General features: G+C 73.1%; 9 protein-coding genes and 1 pseudogene. 7 read left to right on the top strand and 3 right to left on the bottom strand.

Translation table 11 applies throughout. From position 1 onward, the window contains the following. The 5 genes and pseudogenes from AB8Z75_RS18825 to AB8Z75_RS18805 all read left to right on the top strand — a co-directional run. Window positions 1–1,264: pseudogene (locus tag AB8Z75_RS18825) on the top strand (serine/threonine protein kinase); the annotation flags it as partial. Between the two features lie 156 nt (window positions 1,265–1,420). Next, on the top strand, window positions 1,421–4,783 hold the full coding sequence (locus tag AB8Z75_RS18820) for a protein kinase (RefSeq protein WP_369203467.1): 3,363 nt from the start codon (window positions 1,421–1,423) through the stop codon (window positions 4,781–4,783). 60 nt (window positions 4,784–4,843) lie between these two features. Next, window positions 4,844–6,778: a serine/threonine-protein kinase gene (locus AB8Z75_RS18815; RefSeq protein WP_369203465.1), complete on the top strand. Its 1,935-nt coding sequence runs from the start codon at window positions 4,844–4,846 to the stop codon at window positions 6,776–6,778. A gap of 128 nt (window positions 6,779–6,906) precedes the next feature. Further along, on the top strand, window positions 6,907–8,541 hold the full coding sequence (locus AB8Z75_RS18810) for a succinic semialdehyde dehydrogenase (protein WP_369203463.1): 1,635 nt from the start codon (window positions 6,907–6,909) through the stop codon (window positions 8,539–8,541). Between the two features lie 137 nt (window positions 8,542–8,678). Then, the gene (locus tag AB8Z75_RS18805) at window positions 8,679–10,604 is read left to right on the top strand and encodes a GMC oxidoreductase (protein ID WP_369203461.1); all 1,926 of its coding nucleotides are present in this window, start codon (window positions 8,679–8,681) and stop codon (window positions 10,602–10,604) included. Window positions 10,605–11,339: 735 nt separating this feature from the next. Here the strand turns inward: AB8Z75_RS18805 and AB8Z75_RS18800 are convergent. Further along, window positions 11,340–11,630 carry a chorismate mutase gene (locus AB8Z75_RS18800; protein WP_369203459.1) on the bottom strand — a complete coding sequence of 97 codons (291 nt, stop codon included), beginning with the start codon at window positions 11,628–11,630 and terminating at the stop codon, window positions 11,340–11,342. Window positions 11,631–12,070: 440 nt separating this feature from the next. On the opposite strand from AB8Z75_RS18800, the gene guaA reads away from it, so the two are divergent. Beyond that, window positions 12,071–13,657, top strand: coding sequence for a glutamine-hydrolyzing GMP synthase (gene guaA, locus AB8Z75_RS18795; protein ID WP_369203457.1), 1,587 nt, complete (start codon window positions 12,071–12,073; stop codon window positions 13,655–13,657). A gap of 161 nt (window positions 13,658–13,818) precedes the next feature. Here the strand turns inward: guaA and AB8Z75_RS18790 are convergent, their stop codons facing one another. Continuing rightward, on the bottom strand, window positions 13,819–15,030 hold the full coding sequence (locus AB8Z75_RS18790; protein WP_369203455.1) for a serine hydrolase domain-containing protein: 1,212 nt from the start codon (window positions 15,028–15,030) through the stop codon (window positions 13,819–13,821). Window positions 15,031–15,257: 227 nt separating this feature from the next. After that, window positions 15,258–15,866 carry a TetR/AcrR family transcriptional regulator gene (locus AB8Z75_RS18785; RefSeq protein WP_369203453.1) on the bottom strand — a complete coding sequence of 203 codons (609 nt, stop codon included), beginning with the start codon at window positions 15,864–15,866 and terminating at the stop codon, window positions 15,258–15,260. A 171-nt stretch (window positions 15,867–16,037) separates the two neighbouring features. Between AB8Z75_RS18785 and AB8Z75_RS18780 the strand changes: the two genes are divergently transcribed. Beyond that, window positions 16,038–17,810 (top strand): cytosine permease, encoded by a 1,773-nt coding sequence (locus AB8Z75_RS18780; protein WP_369203451.1) that lies wholly within the window; start codon window positions 16,038–16,040, stop codon window positions 17,808–17,810. The last annotated feature ends 38 nt before the right edge of the window (window positions 17,811–17,848 follow it).

Genomic DNA, 17,848 nt, shown 5'->3' with positions numbered 1-17,848 from the left:
GTCCGGGTCCACTTCCGAGTCCGGGTCCAAGTCCGCTTCCGGGCCCGGTGCCAGGTCCGCTTCCGGGTCCGGGTCCGCAGCCAAGGCCAAGGCCCCAGGCGGTGGAGCGGGAGCCGGGTCCGCGTCCGCGCCCCGCTCCCAAGCCGGCTCGGAAGTGGACCCGGACGACGTGTCGGACGGGTCCACTTCCGAGTCCGGGTCCAAGTCCGCTTCCGGGCCCGGTGCCAGGTCCGCTTCCGGGTCCGGGTCCGCAGCCAAGGCCAAGGCCCCAGGCGGTGGAGCGGGAGCCGGGTCCGCGTCCGCGCCCCGCTCCCAAGCCGGCTCCACGACGGGTGCGGCATCCGGCGCGGGGGACGGTGCGGGCGCGGGCGAGAGCGCCGGGTCCGGCTTCCCGGTCCCCGGCGCGGGGCCGCTGCCGGGGGCCGGGAGCGGCGGCCGGGCGCTGCCGCCGGAGAGCGGGGGCAGCGGCGCGATCACGTCGCTGCGTGACCTGAGGGACCTCCCCGAGCTCCGCAAGGGCCTCCCGCCCCGGACACTGGCGATGGTGGCGGGGGCCGTGGTCGTCGTCATCGTGGTCATCGTCCTGCTGGTGGTGAGCCTCAGCAGCGGCGGGGACGGCAAGGGGGACGACGCGTCCCGTCAGGGATCGGCCACAGCGGGCGCGGAAAAGGCCGGCAGCAGCAGCCCCAGGAAGGGCCAGGAGGCCGGAGCGGGCGCGGCGGAGGACGGTCCGGCGTCCGACGGCAAGCAGGACGGCAAGGGCGACGAGGGGGACGGCGGCGAGGACGAGTCGTCCGACTCCGGTCTGCCGGACGGCTACACCGAGGTGAAGGACGACCGGTTCCACTTCTCCGTCGCGATGCCCGACGGCTGGGAGCGCTACGGCATAGCGGGCAGCAACTCGGGCGGCAAGTACGCGGCCGACTCGGGCGGCTATCCCAGAATCCAGATCGACCGCACGAGCAGCCCTGGTCCGGACGCCGCCAAGGCCTGGCGTCAGCAGGAGTCGGCGGCCACGAGCAAGAGCCCCGGCTACAAGTCGCTGGGTATCGAGTCGGTCGAGTGGCGGGACTATCCGACCGTCGCCGACTGGCAGTTCCTGCGCGAGGAGGACGGCAAGAAGGTCCACATCCTCAACCGGGGTTTCAAGGTCGATGACGAGAACGGCTACGCGATCCTGATCACCTGCGAGGCCGACGCCTGGCAGGACGAGGAGTGCGAGACGCTCAGGGACACGGCGTTCGAGACGTTCAAGCCCCTCTGACCGCCCGCGCCGCGCGGGAACGGGTGGCGGCGGCAGGCGGAGTCGCGGTGACGCGCGGGGTTCCCGGACGTATCGTGAGAGACGCAGACCGTCACCGTCCGCAAGCGGGCGGAGGGGAAACGGAGTTGGCGGTCCCGCGCACGGTTGGGAGGCGTCGTGGAGGAGTACGCGGAGTACGCGGGACGGCTGTTGGCCGGCCGCTACCGCCTGCCCCTTCCGCCCGCCGACGCGTACGAGCTCGCCGAGTCCCCGGCCTGGGACACCGCCAGTGGGCAGGAGGTCCTGGTACGCCAGGTGCCGCTGCCCGAGGTGGTCGAGGCGGAGGTCGTCGGGGCCGATCCTCTCGATGACGGACGCGGCGGGCCCGGACACCGGGGCGGTTCCGCTCCCGCCGCGCACGACCCGGCAGAGCCGGGAGGGCCCGGATACCCCGGCGGGCCCGGACACCCCGGCGGGCCGGGTGGCGGCCGGGCGACCCGGCGTCCCGCCGACCCGGCGGTGCGCAGAGCGATGGAGGCCGCCGTCGCCGCCGCGCAGTTGCCCGACCATCCCGGTCTCGACCAGGTCTTCGACGTCTTCGTGGAGGACGACGGGCTGTGGATCGTGAGCGAACAGGTGCCTGCCGGCTCGCTCGCCGCGCTGCTGTCCGAGCGCCCGCTGAGCGCCCACCGCGCCGCCGAGATCGCCGCGGACCTGCTGGCCGCGCTGGGGGTCGTGCACGCCCACGGCTGGGTGCACCGGAACGTCACCGCCCGCACCGTGCTCATCTGCGAGGACGGCCGGGCGATGCTCACCGGGCTCGTCGTGGGAGCCGCCGAGGAGGCACTGTGCGGTTACGATCCGCTGCCCGAGGCGAACGGGCCGACGGCCGCGCCCTCACCGCCCGGGGAAGACCCCCCGGGTGGCGGCGCACCCGAACCCCTCCGTAACGGTGACAGCGCCCCCGCGCAGGCGGCACCCGCACCTCTCCGTCAGCCCACTGCGCAGCAGGCGCGAACGCGAACGCAGGCACAGGCACAGGCGCATGAGCAGGCTCAGGCACCGGGCGCGGGGCCTGCGACCTGGACGGGGCGCCGGCTTCCCGAAGGCTTCACGGCGCGCGGGGAGGACCCGTACGAGCCCCTCGGGGAGGCGCCGGGCCGGCCGGACGTCTCCCCGCACGGGACGGGACGGGGCATCTTCGGGTTCGAGGGCATCGACCCCGAGGAGGACGTGCGCGGGCCGCGCGCCCGTGGCCGTCGCCGGCCCGGACCCGGCGACGGCGGTGAACCGGGCGGGGAAGGAGCGGCGGACCCGCTGTCGGCGCGCGCGGCACGGCGCGGTGCGATCGCGGCGTACCGGGAGGGCGCCCAGCGCGCCCTCGCCGACACCCGCAGCGCGGAGCACCGCCCCGGCGGGCAGGGCGCCGAACAGGGGCGCGCGCCCCGCGGCGACGGCGAGAGGGACCTTCCCCGCCAGGCCGGCGACTGGTGGTCCACCGCGCCGGGAGGTGGCCGGAGCGGCAGCGGCGAGGCGCACCGTCCGCCCGGCGCGCTGGACGACGAGGTCCGCTGGTTGCCGTCCGACGAGGACGAAGTGCGGCCCGACGCGCTGGAGGCGGGCGGCGGAGGGCGCCAGGTCGAGCGGGACGAGATCTACGGCCCGCGTGCGGCCGGCCCCTACGGTGCGGGGACGACGCCGTACGGGGGACCGCACGGGGCGGCGGGGAGCGACACCCCAGCGAGTGGTCCGACCGCGTTTCCGGGCGCGCGGCGTCAGGACACGCGCAGCATTCCCGCACAGTGGACCACCGGGCCCGAACGCCCGGACGAGACGCGCCGCCACCTGAGGGGGCTCCCGGCCTCCTCCCCGGACGAGGAAGCCGACGAAGGCGCCCTCCACGGTCAAGGCGCCCTCCACGGGCGGGACGCCCTCGACGGTCAGGGCGCCCCCCACGGCGAGAGCGCTCTCCAGAGCGACCGCGTGCTCGACGGGGGAGACGCCTCCTATGCCCAGGAGCCGGTCGGCGATCCCGCTGACCGCCCCTGGGGGGAGACGGCGGACGCGGCGGACATCGCGGGACGGTTCCGTGGCCCGGGGACGGCGCTGGCGGCCCAGCGGGCACGGCATGCCCGGATGACGGTCGTGGGTCCGGTGACGGAACGCTGGGCACCCGAGCAGGCCGGGCCCGTCTACGAGAACTGGCGGCTGGCGCCGCCCGTGGGCCCGGCCGCCGATCTGTGGGCGCTGGGTGCGTTGCTCTTCCGCGCCGTGCAGGGCCATGCGCCCTATCCCGAGGACAGCGCCGCCGAGCTGGTGCAGCTGGTGTGCGCGGAGCCGCCCGCCTTCGCTGAGGACTGCGGTCCGCTGCGTCCCGTCGTCGAGTCGTTGATGCGCCAGGACCCGACGGAGCGGCCCGACTTCGAGGAGCTGCGTGGCTGGCTGCGTTCGCTCGTCCGTTCGGCGCCGGAGCCGGATGTCGGGCTGCGGACGGTGACGGCACCGTCGTTGGAGCCCGGCGGCCCTGCCGACCCGCGCAGGCTGCCGATCGTCCGGCGGCGCGGCGAGTTGGTGCGCAGACGTCGCCGCTCCAGGCGCCCTGACGACCGGCGCCGCCCGCGTCGCGAGCGCGACCGGCCAAGCGCCCCCGCCCCCGCCCCCGCCGCGGTGCCCGACCACGCCGAGGCCCTGGCGCACGAGCGGGTGCCGGAGTACGAGCCCGCCGCGGCGCCGACGCCTGCCGTGCCGCGTGCGGAGCGGGAGCGGCGGCCGGGCGGGGCCGGTCCGCGGCGGCTCGGCCTGGTGATCCTGGGGCTGGTGCTGCTGGGCATGGCGGCTGCGGTGGCGTTCGTCATGTGGTTCCTGCCGGACAAGGAGGAGGGCGGCGACAACCGGAAGGGCTCCGTCGTCGTGCCGGAGGAGCAGGAGCGTCCGCCGGAGGGCGGGGACGAGAGCGGGGACGGCGGCAGGGCCGGCAGCGCCGACCGGCACGGCGAGGACGACAAGGACGCGAAGAAGGGCAAGGGCGGCGACGGTGGGACCGCGTCGTCCGCCGGGCCGGGGGCGAAGTCCCCGCCGGCGCCCAAGGGGTACAAGACCAGCCAGGATCCCGCCGGGTTCCGCATCGCCGTCCCCGAGGAGTGGGACCGGCGCTCGGCCAACGGGCGCGGCCAGGTGCGCTACAACGGCGGGCAGGTGGAGATGGTCGTCGTCAATGGGCGGGACAGCACGGAGAAGTACGGCAAGGACCCGATGGCGTACCAGAGCGAGGACGAGCCGGAGCTGTCGGCCTACCGGGCGTCGGACTGGGCGAGTACGGGCGGGTTGCGGCGCATCGACGTGGGCGACACGGCCATGGCGGAGGGCACGTTCTCCTGGCGTGAGGGCGGCGGGCGCCAGGTGTACGCCCGCAACCGGGCGATGATCCTCGACGGGCGCTACCACGTGCTGCTCGTGATCGGTTCCAAGAGCCACCGGGCCGAGATCGACCGTCATTTCGAGGCGGTCGCCGACACCTACCGTTCCACCGCGGTCCGTTGACGGTCACAGGTCTGTGAACTCGCTGGCGCTCGCCTTTCCGGTGGGTCCAGGGTGGAGGCCATGACGAGCGCGGGGGAGCAGGGGCACCGGTTGGACGATTCGACCAGTTACGGGCTGCGACCGCCCGCGCAGGCGAGCCACCAGGACCCTCGGCCCGCCCAGCCTCCGCCGTCCCCGCAGGCGCCACCGCCCGCGCACGAGGCGCAGCACCCGCAGCCCCCGCAGCACCCGCAGGGGTCCCAGGCATCACAGGCATCACAGGACGCACAGGCCCGCCAGGCCGCACAGGCCGCACAGGCCGCACAGGCCGCACAGGCCGCACAGGCCGCACGAGCGAGCCACCACGATCCCCAGGCGTCACCGCCACCGTCGCCGTCGCCGGAGGCGTCACCGTCGCCGTCGCCGGGGGCGCAGAGCGCGCCGCCCGCGCGGGACCCGCGCACCTACGAGCCGACCCGGGCCGCGGTGCCGGCACCGCCCGCCGCCGGGGCCGACCCGGGGGCGGGGCGGCTGGTCGGTGGCCGCTACCGCCTCGCGTCCCGGCTGGGGCACGGTGGCATGGGCACGGTGTGGCGCGCCCACGACGAGGTCGTCGACCGGGACGTGGCGGTCAAGGAACCGCGGCTGCCCGACCACCTCTCACCGCGCGAGCGGGAGACCATGCACGCGCGGATGCGCCGCGAGGCCCGTACCGCGGCGCGGATCGACCACCCTTCCGTCGTCACCATCCACGACGTGGTGATCGAGGACGACCAGCCGTGGATCGTCATGGAACTGGTCCAGGGCCGTTCGCTGGCCGACGTGCTGGGCGAGGGCACTCTGGACGCGCGCGAGGCGGCCCGGATCGGCCTCGCGGTGGCGGGAGCGCTGGACGCCGCGCACGAGAAGGGCGTGCTGCACCGCGACGTGAAGCCGGACAACGTGCTGCTGGGCCGGTACGACCGGGTGGTGCTCACCGACTTCGGTATCGCACAGGTGCAGGGCGAGCAGGGGCTGACGGAGACGGGCACGTTCGTCGGCTCGCCCGAGTTCACCGCGCCCGAGCGGGTGCTGGGCCAGCGCCCCGGGCCCGAGTCGGACCTGTGGTCGCTGGGCGTGGTGCTGTACGCGGCGACGGAGGGCGTCTCCCCGTTCCGCCGTTCCAACAGCCCCGCCACGTTGCAGGCGGTGCTCTCGGCCGAGCCGCAGCGGCCGGCGCGGGCGCTGAGCGCGTCCGGAGCCCTGGGGATGCTGCTCACCCGGCTGCTGGCCAAGGAAGCGGCGCTGCGTCCGGACGCGGCGGAGGTCCGCCAGACGCTGGAGGATGTGGCCCGTCCGCCGCTGCGCTCGCCGCGTCCGGTGCCCGGGCCGGGCGGTGGGGGCTCGCTGGCCCGCGGGCTGCGCGGGTTCTTCGGCAAGCTGCGCACCGAGCGGCGCTGGCAGTTCGGTACGGGCGGCGTGGTGGTCGCGCTCGCGGCAGCGCTCACCGTGTTCTTCGTCCTGACGGCCGACCAGGCGCCGGACGGCTGGCACACGCGGAACGAGGACAAGCGGGTGCGGGCCTCCCTGGCCGTCCCCGAGGAGTACAAGCGCAGCGCCGACGAGGAGTCGGTGGCCTTCACCGATCCGGGGAGCGTCATCTCGATGGAGCTGAGCCGCTCCAGCAAGGACATCAAGGACAGTTCGCTCACGGAGGCCAACTCCTGGAAGGACTACTACGAGGACGGCGCCGAGGAGGACGGCTACAGCGACACGATGGGCAACGTCGTATCCCGGGTGACGGAGGCCGACCAGCAGGGCAAGGAGGCGGCCGAGGTCGTCACCACCTTCCAGGGGCTCAACGAGATGGACGAGCCAGAGGGCCCCAAGAAGACCCGGCACGAGCTGATCTACGTCAACGGTGACGGCGTGCGCTGGCGGCTCACGGTGGAGATGCCCGCCAAGGGCAAGTCGCACCAGGACGGCGAGCAGGTCTTCGACGAGGCGAAGAAGTCCCTGAAGATCCACGATCTGTGACCGTGCGGGCGCCACGGGCGGGACGTCCGGTGCCCGTTCCGGTGTTGCCAGCAATCACTGGCGGATTCCGTGAAAACGGGTTACCGCTGGGTATACGAGCCGGTGCCCCGAGTCGTACGCTCGGGCGCATGACGGACTCGCTGGAGAGCACCAACCCCTCAGCCGCCGCCGCTCCCGCCGACGGCAACCCGGTCGCCACCGCGCCCGCGGGGGCCAGGACAGCGGCCGACGTGGTCACGCCGCACCTCGTCGCGGCCCTGACCCGCGGCGTGGTGGGCAGCGGCAAGACCGCCAACCGCTCCCCCTTCACCGGGGACGTGCTGGCCGAGCTGCCCGAGTCCACCCCCGAGGACGTCGCCACCGCCTTCGAGACGGCCCGTGCGGCGCAGCAGCGGTGGGCGGCGCTGCCGGTGCGGCAGCGCGCGGCCGTACTGCTGCGCTTCCACGACCTCGTGCTGGCCCGCCAGTCGGAGGTGCTCGACCTCATCCAGCTGGAGACCGGCAAGGCCCGGCTGCACGCGCACGAGGAGGTGCAGGCGGTCACCGTCGCCGCCCGCCACTACGGCCGCAAGGCCGCCGCCTACCTGCGGCCCAAGCGGCACACGGGGGCGATACCCGTGCTGACGAAGGTCACCGAGCTGCGCCACCCGCGCGGCGTCGTCGGCCAGATCGCGCCCTGGAACTACCCTTTCGAGCTGTCCGTCGGTGACGCGCTGCCGGCCTTCGTCGCCGGCAACGCCGTGGTGATGAAACCCGACACGCAGACCGCGCTGACCGCCCTGTGGGCCCGCGACCTCATGATCGAGGCGGGCCTGCCCGAGGACGTGTGGCAGGTCGTCCTCGGGGAGGGTCCCGTGATCGGCCCCGAGGTCGCCGACCGCGGCGACTACGTCTCCTTCACCGGCTCGACCCGCACCGGGCGCGAGGTCGCCCAGCGCGCCGCGGCCCGCCTGGTGGGCTGCTCGCTGGAGCTGGGCGGCAAGAACGCGATGCTCGTCCTGGACGACGCCGACCTGGACAAGGCGGCGGCGGGCGCGGTGCGCGGCGCCTTCTCCTCCGCCGGGCAGCTGTGCATCTCCATCGAGCGCCTGTACGTCCACGAGTCGGTCGCCGACGCCTTCCTGGAACGCTTCCTGGCCCGGGTGCGGGCCATGCGACTCGGGTCGTCGCTCGTCTACGGGGCCGACATGGGCTCCCTGGTGTCCGCACGGCAGTTGGAGACCGTCCAGCGGCACGTGCGCGACGCCGTCGCCAAGGGGGCGAAGGTGCTGGCGGGCGGCAGGCACCGTCCGGACGTCGGTCCGCTGTTCCACGAGCCGACCGTGCTGGAAGGCGTCGAGCAGGACATGTCCGTCTGCGGCGAGGAGACGTTCGGGCCCGTCGTCTCCGTCTACCGCTTCGCCGACGTGGACGAGGCCGTCGGCCTCGCCAACCGCAGCGCCTACGGCCTCAACTCCTCCGTCTGGAGCGGCGACGGCCGCCGCGCCCGCGCGATCGCCGCCCGGCTGCGCACCGGAACCGTCAACGTCAACGAGGGCTACGCCTCCGCGTACGGCAGTGCCCAGGCCCCGATGGGCGGCATGGGCGACTCCGGACTCGGCCGCCGCCACGGCTCGGAGGGCATCTTGAAGTACACCGAGCCGCAGACGGTGGCACACCAGCGGGTGCTGCCGATGGCACCGTCGCTCGGCATGAGCGACGAGGCGTACGCGGCGTTCATGTCGCGCTCCCTCAAGGCACTCAAGACGCTCCGCTTCCGCTGAGCCGCCGCTCCGCCCCCGCGTTCCGCTGAGCGTCCGCCGCCGCGCCCGGCGGTCCCGTCCCGGCGGCCCGCCCGTGAGACCGCCGCCGCCCCCACCGGCGGCCAGCCCGCACCGTCACCGCAGAACCGGAGGTACTCGTGTCCCTACCCCACGCTGCCCAAAAGCGGGCGGACGCAGACCCGTTCGACTACGACGTGCTGGTCGTCGGCTCCGGTTTCGGCGGCTCCGTCTCGGCGCTGCGGCTGACCGAGAAGGGCTACCGGGTCTGCGTGCTGGAGGCCGGACGGCGCTTCTCCCGGGACGAGTTGCCCAAGAACTCCTGGGACGTGAAGAACTTCCTGTGGGCGCCCTCGCTCGGCCTCTACGGCATCCAGCGCATCCACCTGCTCGCCAATGTCATGATCCTGGCAGGCGCCGGGGTCGGCGGCGGGTCCCTCAACTACGCCAACACCCTCTACGTGCCGCCCAAACAGTTCTTCGAGGACCGCCAGTGGGGCCACATCACCGACTGGCAGGCCGAACTCGCGCCCTACTACGACCAGGCCAAGCGCATGCTCGGCGTCCGCCTCAACCCCACCACCACCCCCTCGGACGTCCACCTGAAGGCCGCCGCCGACCGCATGGGCTACGGCGACACCTTCCACCTCGCCCCCGTCGGCGTCTTCTTCGGCGACGGCGAGGACGGCGACGGCACCGCGCGCACCGCCCCCGGCGAACAGGTCCCCGACCCCTACTTCGGCGGCGCGGGCCCCGCACGCACCGCCTGCGTCGAGTGCGGCGAGTGCATGACGGGATGCCGCAGGGGCGCCAAGAACACACTCAACGAGAACTACCTCCATCTCGCCGAGAAGGCCGGAGCCGAGATCCGCCCCCTCACCACCGTCGTCGGCATTCGCGAGCGCACCCCGGGCACCGACGAGGACGGCTACGAGGTGGCGACGCTGCGCACCGACCGGCGCCGCGCGAAACCCCGCGTCCTGCGCGCCCGCCGCGTCGTCCTGGCGGCCGGCACCTACGGCACGCAGAAACTGCTGCACCGCGTCAAGGACGCCGGCACGCTGCCCCACCTCTCCCCGCGCCTCGGCGAGCTGACCCGCACCAACTCCGAGGCCCTCGTCGGCGCGCAGACCGTGGCGCGCCGCTACCGCAAGAAGTGGGGCAAGGGCGCGGAGCTCGACTTCACCAAGGGCGTCGCCATCACCTCGTCCGTCCATCCCGACGCCAACACCCACATCGAGCCCGTCCGCTACGGCAAGGGCTCCAACGCGATGAGCGCCCTGACCACGCTCCAGGTGCGGCAGAACACCACCCTGCCCGGCGCCCTGGCGCACGTGGTGACCTGCCTGCGGCACCCCGCGCTGTTCGCCCGCTCGCTGTCCGCGCGCAAGTGGTCGGAGCGCATCATCATCGGGCTCGTCATGCAGACGCTCGACAACTCGCTGACCACGTACCGCAAGGAGGGCGGCCTCGGCAAGGGCATGCTCACCGCGCGGCAGGGACACGGCGCCCCCAACCCCGTGCACATCCCCGAGGGCGCCCAGGCGGCGAGCGCCCTCGCCGAGGAGATCAACGGCTTCGCCGGCACCAACATCGGGGAACTGATGGGCACTCCGCTCACCGCCCACTTCCTGGGCGGCTGCCCCATCGGACAGGACGCCGAGCACGGTGTCATCGACCCCTACCACCGGCTCCACGGCCACCCCGGCATCTCCGTCGTCGACGGCTCGGCCGTCTCCGCGAACCTCGGCGTCAACCCGTCCCTGACCATCACCGCGCAGGCGGAACGGGCCATGTCCTTCTGGCCCAACAAGGGCGAGAGCGACCCGCGCCCCAGCCAGAGCGCCGCCTACCAGCGGCTGGCCCCCGTCGCACCGGCGAGGCCCGCTGTCCCCGAGAGCGCCTTCGGAGCGCTGCGGCTGCCGCTGCTGCCGGTGCCGGACGTGCCGGCGCGGGACGGGCAGGCGGGAGACGCGCCGGCGGGGGATGCGCCGGCGGGGGATGCGCCGGCGGGAGACGTGTCGGCGGGAGACGCGCCACCGCCGGACGTCCAGACGCCGGACTGAGCCCCGCTCGCGGGAGGGCCGGCTGTCGGTACGACGAGCCGGCTGTCGGTACGACGAAGGGCCCCGTGGCGCCGGCCGGGTGGGTGGCGGCAGCCGCGGGGCCCTCGGACCAGCACCGGCGTCAGGGCAGCGCCCGTGCTGAGGGGCGGCGCCGGGGGGAAGCGCCGCCGGAGTGGTCGAACCAATGGCGGAAGTCCGCCACGGCCGACCCGTGGTCGTCATCGGGTGATGCGCTCATCTGGCTCGCTCTCGCATCGTCCTGGATGCGGCTCACCTTCCGCAACCGTTTCGACGCAGCGGGATTCCCGCGGTTCGGCGGGGAGTCCGCAGTGCGCTTGTGGCGCCGTCGAAAGACCGCGGAGCGGCCGGCCCAGAGCGTCCCCGGGACCGGCCGCTGTCGTGACCGGGCTGCTGTCCCCTGCCGTCCGGTCACAGCACCGAAGCGAGGTCCCACGACGCCCGGCGTCTCCCCTCCCGGGAAGGACGGACGTCTCATCGCTCCGGTGACGCCGCCCCGCTCGCCGCCGGGCGCCCGGCGGAGATCAGGGACACCGGGATCAACGAAGCCCCTCCGGGCCGGTCACGCGCCGTACGGGTGAGGGCCCTTCGGGCCCCCGCGCCCCGGGTGTCCCCACGAGCCACCACCCACCCGCGGACCGCACACTGCGGGCAGTGGCACCCCGTTACCGGAGACAGCACACACAGCACGCGCCCGGGCCCACAAGACAAGCTCTCTTAGTGGCCGCGGCACAGCCGCAGCAGCGTCATCGCCAGATCGCGGCCCGCCGAGCCGAGCTCACCGCTGTAGTGGTCGAGGATCTCCATCTCGCGAGCGAGATGGACCCGGCGGCCACCCGACTCGATCCGCACGCGCTGGATCGTCTCCGAGACCTCCATCCGGTCGCGGACCAGGGCCACGATGCGGGCGTCCAGCGCGTCGATGCGGGCACGCTCCGCGGCGATCACCGTCTCGGGGTCGTCCGAGGCGGTCTGCGGGGTCGGTTGTGCGGCGGTGCTTGAGTGCATCAGCTGCCAGCTCCTCAGCTCGGTGGAGCCCTCGGGCTACGGCGGTCCGGGAGCCGACACACAGGCGCCCCGGGCCTTGGCCGGCCCGGGGCGCCTGGGGAAGTCGTGTGTTGTCTTGCTCACACAGAACGTCGACCATGGCAGCCGGCCGGGCCGGTGCCATAGGTAAACCAGAAAGCGCTCTGCGTAAACACGCGGCCAGTATGTCACGGCCGCCCGCGCCCGAGAGCCGCCCTCCCCGCAGGGCGCCGCGGGCGCTGCCTGTGCGGCCGGGGAGCCCGCGCCGGCGCGGCGGGGGAGTCCGCGCCCGTGCAGTGGGGCAGTGGGGGAGCCCGCGCCAGTGCGGCGGGGGAGTCCGCGCGGGCGTGGGGCCCGGAGGCGGATCGGTATCATCGGGGGTGAACCCTCTTCACCGTTCACCGCCGAAAGGCATCAGCTTCGTGGCTTCCAACCCGTCCGAGAGCAGCGCCCCGGACACCGTGCTCGTCGTCGACTTCGGCGCGCAGTATGCCCAGCTCATCGCGCGTCGGGTGCGTGAGGCGCGGGTGTACAGCGAGATCGTTCCCTCGACCATGCCGGCCGCCGAGATGCTCGCCAAGAACCCGAAGGCGATCATCCTTTCCGGCGGCCCCTCCTCCGTGTACGCGGAGGGCGCCCCCTCCCTCGACCGCGGCGTCTTCGAGGCGGGTGTCCCGGTGCTCGGCATCTGCTACGGCTTCCAGCTGATGGCGACGACGCTGGGCGGCACCGTCGACAACACGGGCAGCCGCGAGTACGGCGCGACGCCGCTGGCGGTCACCAGGTCGGGCTCCACGCTGTTCGAGGGCACTCCGGACGAGCAGCAGGTGTGGATGTCGCACGGCGACGCCTGTTCCGCGGCGCCGGAGGGCTTCACCGTCACGGCGTCGACGGATCTCGTGCCCGTGGCGGCGTTCGAGAACGACGAGCGGAAGCTGTACGGCATCCAGCATCACTGCGAGGTGATGCACTCCACGCACGGCCAGCAGGTGCTGGAGCACTTCCTGTACCGGGGCGCGGGGCTGGCCCCGTCGTGGACGACGGAGAGCATCGTCGACGAGCAGGTCGAGGTGATCCGGGAGCAGGTCGGCAGCAAGCGTGCGATCTGCGGGCTGTCCGGCGGTGTGGACTCCGCGGTGGCCGCCGCGCTGGTGCAGAAGGCGATCGGCGAGCAGCTCACCTGCGTGTACGTCGACCACGGGCTGATGCGCAAGGGCGAGACCGAGCAGGTCGAGAAGGACTTCGTGGCGGCGACCGGCGTGCAGCTGAAGGTCGTGGACGCGGCCGACCGCTTCCTGGACGCGCTGGCGGGGGTCTCGGACCCGGAGCAGAAGCGCAAGATCATCGGGCGGGAGTTCATCCGCGTGTTCGAGGCCGCGCAGGCCGAGATCGTCGCGGAGGCGCCGAGTGACGAGCCGGTCGCCTTCCTGGTGCAGGGCACCCTCTACCCGGACGTGGTGGAGTCCGGGGGCGGCACGGGCACGGCCAACATCAAGTCGCACCACAACGTGGGCGGTCTCCCCGAGGACCTCGAGTTCGAGCTGGTGGAGCCGCTGCGCAAGCTGTTCAAGGACGAGGTGCGGCAGGTCGGCCAGGAGCTGGGGCTGCCGGAGGAGATCGTCCAGCGTCAGCCGTTCCCGGGGCCCGGGCTGGGTATCCGGATCGTCGGCGAGGTGACGCGCGAGCGGCTGGACGTGCTGCGGGAGGCGGACGCGATCGCCCGCGAGGAGCTGACGGCCGCCGGTCTCGACCGCGAGATCTGGCAGTGCCCCGTGGTGCTGCTCGCGGAGGTGCGCAGCGTCGGCGTGCAGGGCGACGCGCGTACGTACGGTCATCCGGTGGTGCTGCGTCCGGTCTCGTCCGAGGACGCGATGACGGCCGACTGGTCGCGTCTGCCGTACGACGTGCTGGCCCGCATCTCGACGCGGATCACCAACGAGGTCTCCGAGGTCAACCGCGTCACGCTGGACGTCACGAGCAAGCCTCCGGGGACGATCGAGTGGGAGTGACCCGGCCGGTCCGCTCCTGACATCTGCCGTGTGCCCCCGCGCTCCGTTCCGAGGAGCGCGGGGGCACACGTGCGTCCGGGCTGGGGATACCGTTCCCGGGTGCCGGACGCGGAAGGCCCACCGCGGACCAGCAGTGCTTTGCCGTGCCTGTGGACAGGTGGTCACCACGCGCCGGCCGCGCAGAATTCGGCATCGACGACGTTGACATACGAAGACGCGTCCTTGGGCCAGTCACCGTTGATGTTGAACGCCATCTGATGTTCGCCGTTCCTGGTGCCGACCAGCCCCGACAGGGATCCGTTTGTGCGGCCCGTCTTCCCGTACACCTTGACGCCGCAGGAGAGGGTGACGGACTCGATGCCGAGGCCGTATTCGAACCCTTCTTCCTCGGAAGGCACGATCGTGAACATCTCCTCCATGGCCACGGGTTTGAGCAGCTTGCCGGTCAGCAGCGCGTGGAAGAAGGTGTTCAGGTCGCCGGTCGTGGAGATCACCTCCCCCGCGGAGCCCAGCCAGGACATGTTCTGCTTGGTGGCGTCGATGATCGGGGCGTCGGGCCGCTTGTCGCGCAGCTTCGAGTAGCCGACCGGGTGGGGGCGTGGCACGGTGGCCCGCTGTCCGGGGAAGGAGGTTCCGCGCAGCTTCAGGGGCCGCAAGACGCGCCGCTCGGCTTCGTGGGCGTAGGAGTGGCCGGTCGCCTTCTGGATGATCATTCCGGCCAGGACGAAGTTGGTGTTGCTGTAGAAGGCCTTGCCGGAAGAGCCGCGCGGCGCACTCTTCATCGCGAGGGCGACCAGGTCCTCGGGGCGGTGGGTGTCGTAGCGGTGCTGGGGGAAGCCGGCGCCGGAGGAGCGGCGCTGGAAGTCGGGGTCCTCGGTGTAGTCGCTCAAACCGCTGGTGTGGTTGAGCAACTGGCGCAGGGTGATCTCGCTGCCGTCGTTGCCGTTGCCCCGCACCACCCCGGGCAGCCACTGCTCCACGGTGTCGTCCAGGTCGAGCCGGCCCTCCTGCTGGAGCTGGAGCATGACGGTGGCGATGAAGACCTTCGTGATACTCGCGGCCCGGAAGTGCTCCGCGCGGTTGCGCTCGCGGTGAGTTTCGGTGTTCGCGTATCCAGCGGTCCCGACCCACTTCTTCCCGTCCTTCCAGGACTCGGCGGCGACCCCCGGAAGCTCCCCCTCCTCGACCACCGCTTGCAGCGCTTTTCGAGTGGCTTGGTGGGCGTCAGGCCCGGCGGTGTGCGGGGAGGCGAAGACGCTCTGGGTGGTGACTCCCGCCGCGACCGCTGCGGCCACTGCGGCCAGGGTGACGCCGATGGCGGTCGTACGGGCGGGGGTGTTGAGCCGACGGCGGTGGCTGTTCCTTGTGCGCATGCCCGGAGGTTAGGAAGAGTCGCTCTCCGTGCGACATCAACGAAAGTTGTGTCTTCTTCCCCACCTTCGCCGAGGGGCGGATTCACGGCCTGAGACTGGCGATGAGGGCGGCGCTGCGTCCGCGTTCCGTCTCGGTCCAGCGACAGGCCGCCCTCGGCCTTCGTGCCCGGTTCCTGAGCAGTCGTCGGTGCGCCGCTTCAAGCGGGCGGCGAAGCCGGCGGGCTCGTTCAGGTGTGCGGGATCAGGCGGGCGGCGGCCGCCAGCGCGCTCTTCCGGGCCCATGCGGTGTCGGCTTCGGGCCCGGCCAGCAGGACGCGGGTGCTCAACCCGTCCAGCAGCGCGAGGAGTTCGACCGCGCGGGCCTCGGCCTCGGAAGCCGGTACGGCGAAACGCCCTTGGGCCGCACCCTTGGTGAGCAGCGCCGCGAGGTCGCGTTGCCAGCCGCGGTCGAGCTCGTCCTGGGCCTCGCGCAGCTCCGCGTTGGCGGCCGTACGCGCCCACAGTTCGATCCACAGCGTCCAGCGCGGGTCGCGCGGGCCGCGCGGCAGGTAGAGGTCGACGAAGAGTTCGAGCTTGCGGTGCGCGGTGACCCGGCGGGTCAGCAGGGCGGCGCGTTCCTCGGTCAGTCCGGACTCGCTCCAGCGCAGCGCCTCGGCCAGCAGGCGGTCCTTGCTGCCGAAGTAGTACAGGATGTGGCCGCCGCTGGTGCCCAGTCTGCGGGCGAGGGCAGACATAGTCAGTGCGGCGAGACCGCTCTCGGCGATCGCCGTCATGGCCTCTTCCAGCATCCGCTCCCGCGCGAGGTGTCCGTCGCGCCGTCGCGCCGCCTGCGCCACTTTCCGCCGCCTCCCGATGGCCGGACCGAGCCTGGTTCCCCGCGAGCCTATGCCAACGAAATCCGTGCGGTGTGCACGAGGTGTCCTCGGGGTATTGACGGCGCTCCCTTCCGGGCGTCATCTTGAATGCTGTTCAAAGTTTTAGAACGCCATTCAAGGTTGGGAGCCGGTGTGGGGCACGTGGTGGAAGGAGTGGCGGGGCCCGGCGGGGACCAGGCGTTCCGCGTGGAGACTCGCGGCATCGACCCGATCCCCGACGCGGAGCGGCACGGCGGCGCACGCGACATCTTCTGGGTCTGGTTCGGCTCCAACCTCACCTTCACCTACGTCATCAACGGCGCCCTCGCCGTCCTGTTCGGGCTCTCCTTCTGGCAGGCCACGGCCGTCGTCGTGCTCGGCGGGCTGACCTTCTTCGTGATCAGCGCCGCCGGACTCAGCGGCGTGCGCACCGGCACCGCGACGCTGGTCATCTCCCGCGCGCCCTTCGGCGTACGCGGCAACCTGCCCGCCGGAGTGCTCAACTGGGTCGTCAGCATCGGCTACACGATCATCAACACCGTCGTCGGGGCGCAGGCACTGGAAGCCTTCTTCGCCGACCTGGGCTGGCACGGCGCCGCGCCACGCGGGCTGGCCCTGGCCGTCACCCTCGTGCTGACGTTCACCATCGCCACGTGGGGGCACGCCACCGTGCAGCTCGCCGAACGCTGGTTCGCCTACGTGCTGGCCACCGGCTTCGCGGTCCTGCTCGTCCTGTTGCTGCGCGACGCCGACCTCACCGGACACGGCCCGGGCGCGACCTCGGGCGGCCCCGGCATCTCCGGCTGGAGCCTGGCGCTCGTGGTGACCTTCGCCGGGCCGTTCTCCTACCTGCCGATGCCCGCCGACTACACCCGCTATCTGCCGCGCACCACCTCGCCGCGTGCCCTGACCTGGTGCGGCGCACTGGGCGGGTTCATCTCCTCGGTCGCGCTGGGCGTCGCCGGGGTGGCCGCCGCCACCCGGACCGACATGACCGACGCGGTCGCCGGCACCGAGAAGCTGCTGCCCGGCTGGTTCCAGACGCTCTTCCTCGTCCTGGTGCTCGGCGGCTCGGTCACCAACTCGATCCTCACGCTCTACTCCTCCAGCCTGAACCTCCAGGTGCTGGGCGTTCCCTGGAGCAGGGCGAAGGCGCTGATGATCAGCATCGCCGTCACCGCCCTGGGCTCGGCCGGAGCGTTCTTCCTCACCGACTTCACCGCCTCGCTCACCAGCTTCCTCTCCCTCCTGATCATCGTGTTCGCGCCCTGGTCCGGGGTCTTCCTCGCCGACATGCTGCTGCGCCGCTGCCGGTACGACACGGCCGCGCTGCACGCCGGACGCGGGGGCGGGTACTGGTACCGCGCCGGATACCACCCCACCGGCATGGCCGCCCTCCTGGCCGGCCTGGTCTTCGCCGCGCTCACCTGCGACTCCGAGCTGTGGACCGGACCGCTGGTCGCCCCGCTGGGCGGCGCCGACCTCACCGTGCTCAGCGCGCTCGTCTCCGGGCTGGTGTACGCGGCGCTGGCGCGGCACGGCGTCGGGCCGGCCGGGCCCGCCGAGCCGGCCGGGGAGGCCGGGGAGGCCGGGGAGGCCGGGGAGGCCGGGGAGGCGTCAGGCCGTGCGGCGTCCCCTCGCGAGACGTCCGGCCATGCGAGGTCCGGCCATGCGGCGTCCGGCCATGCGAGGTCCGGCCGTACGGCGTCCGGCCGTACGGCGTCCGGCCGTTCGGCGTCCGGCCGTTCGGCGTCCGGCCGTTCGGCGTCCGGCCGTACGACGGCCGCCTCCGAGGCGTCCGCCACCGAGGCGTCCGCCACCGAGGCGTCCGCCACCGATGCGCCCACCCCCGCGGCGTCCCATCCGGAGGCGTCCGCCCCGGCCGACGCCCCGTCCCACTCGGAGCCCACCGCACCCCGCGACTGAGTCCGCCCCGTTTCCCACCTGCACGATCACCACTGGAG

Origin of the sequence: Streptomyces sp. PU-14G (assembly GCF_041028275.1) — a bacterium.
In the GTDB taxonomy this organism is placed as follows: domain Bacteria; phylum Actinomycetota; class Actinomycetes; order Streptomycetales; family Streptomycetaceae; genus Streptomyces.
The sequence above is the reverse complement of the archived record's forward strand: the minus strand, read 5'-3'. Positions and strand labels throughout refer to the sequence as shown.

What these genes read in the sequence shown, in the direction of transcription:
- AB8Z75_RS18815 (WP_369203465.1), top strand. Translation starts at nt 4,844, where the DNA reads ATGACGAGCGCGGGGGAGCAGGGGCACCGGTTGGACGATTCGACCAGT.
- AB8Z75_RS18810 (WP_369203463.1), top strand. Translation starts at nt 6,907, where the DNA reads ATGACGGACTCGCTGGAGAGCACCAACCCCTCAGCCGCCGCCGCTCCC.
- AB8Z75_RS18800 (WP_369203459.1), bottom strand. Translation starts at nt 11,630, where the DNA reads ATGCACTCAAGCACCGCCGCACAACCGACCCCGCAGACCGCCTCGGAC.
- AB8Z75_RS18790 (WP_369203455.1), bottom strand. Translation starts at nt 15,030, where the DNA reads ATGCGCACAAGGAACAGCCACCGCCGTCGGCTCAACACCCCCGCCCGT.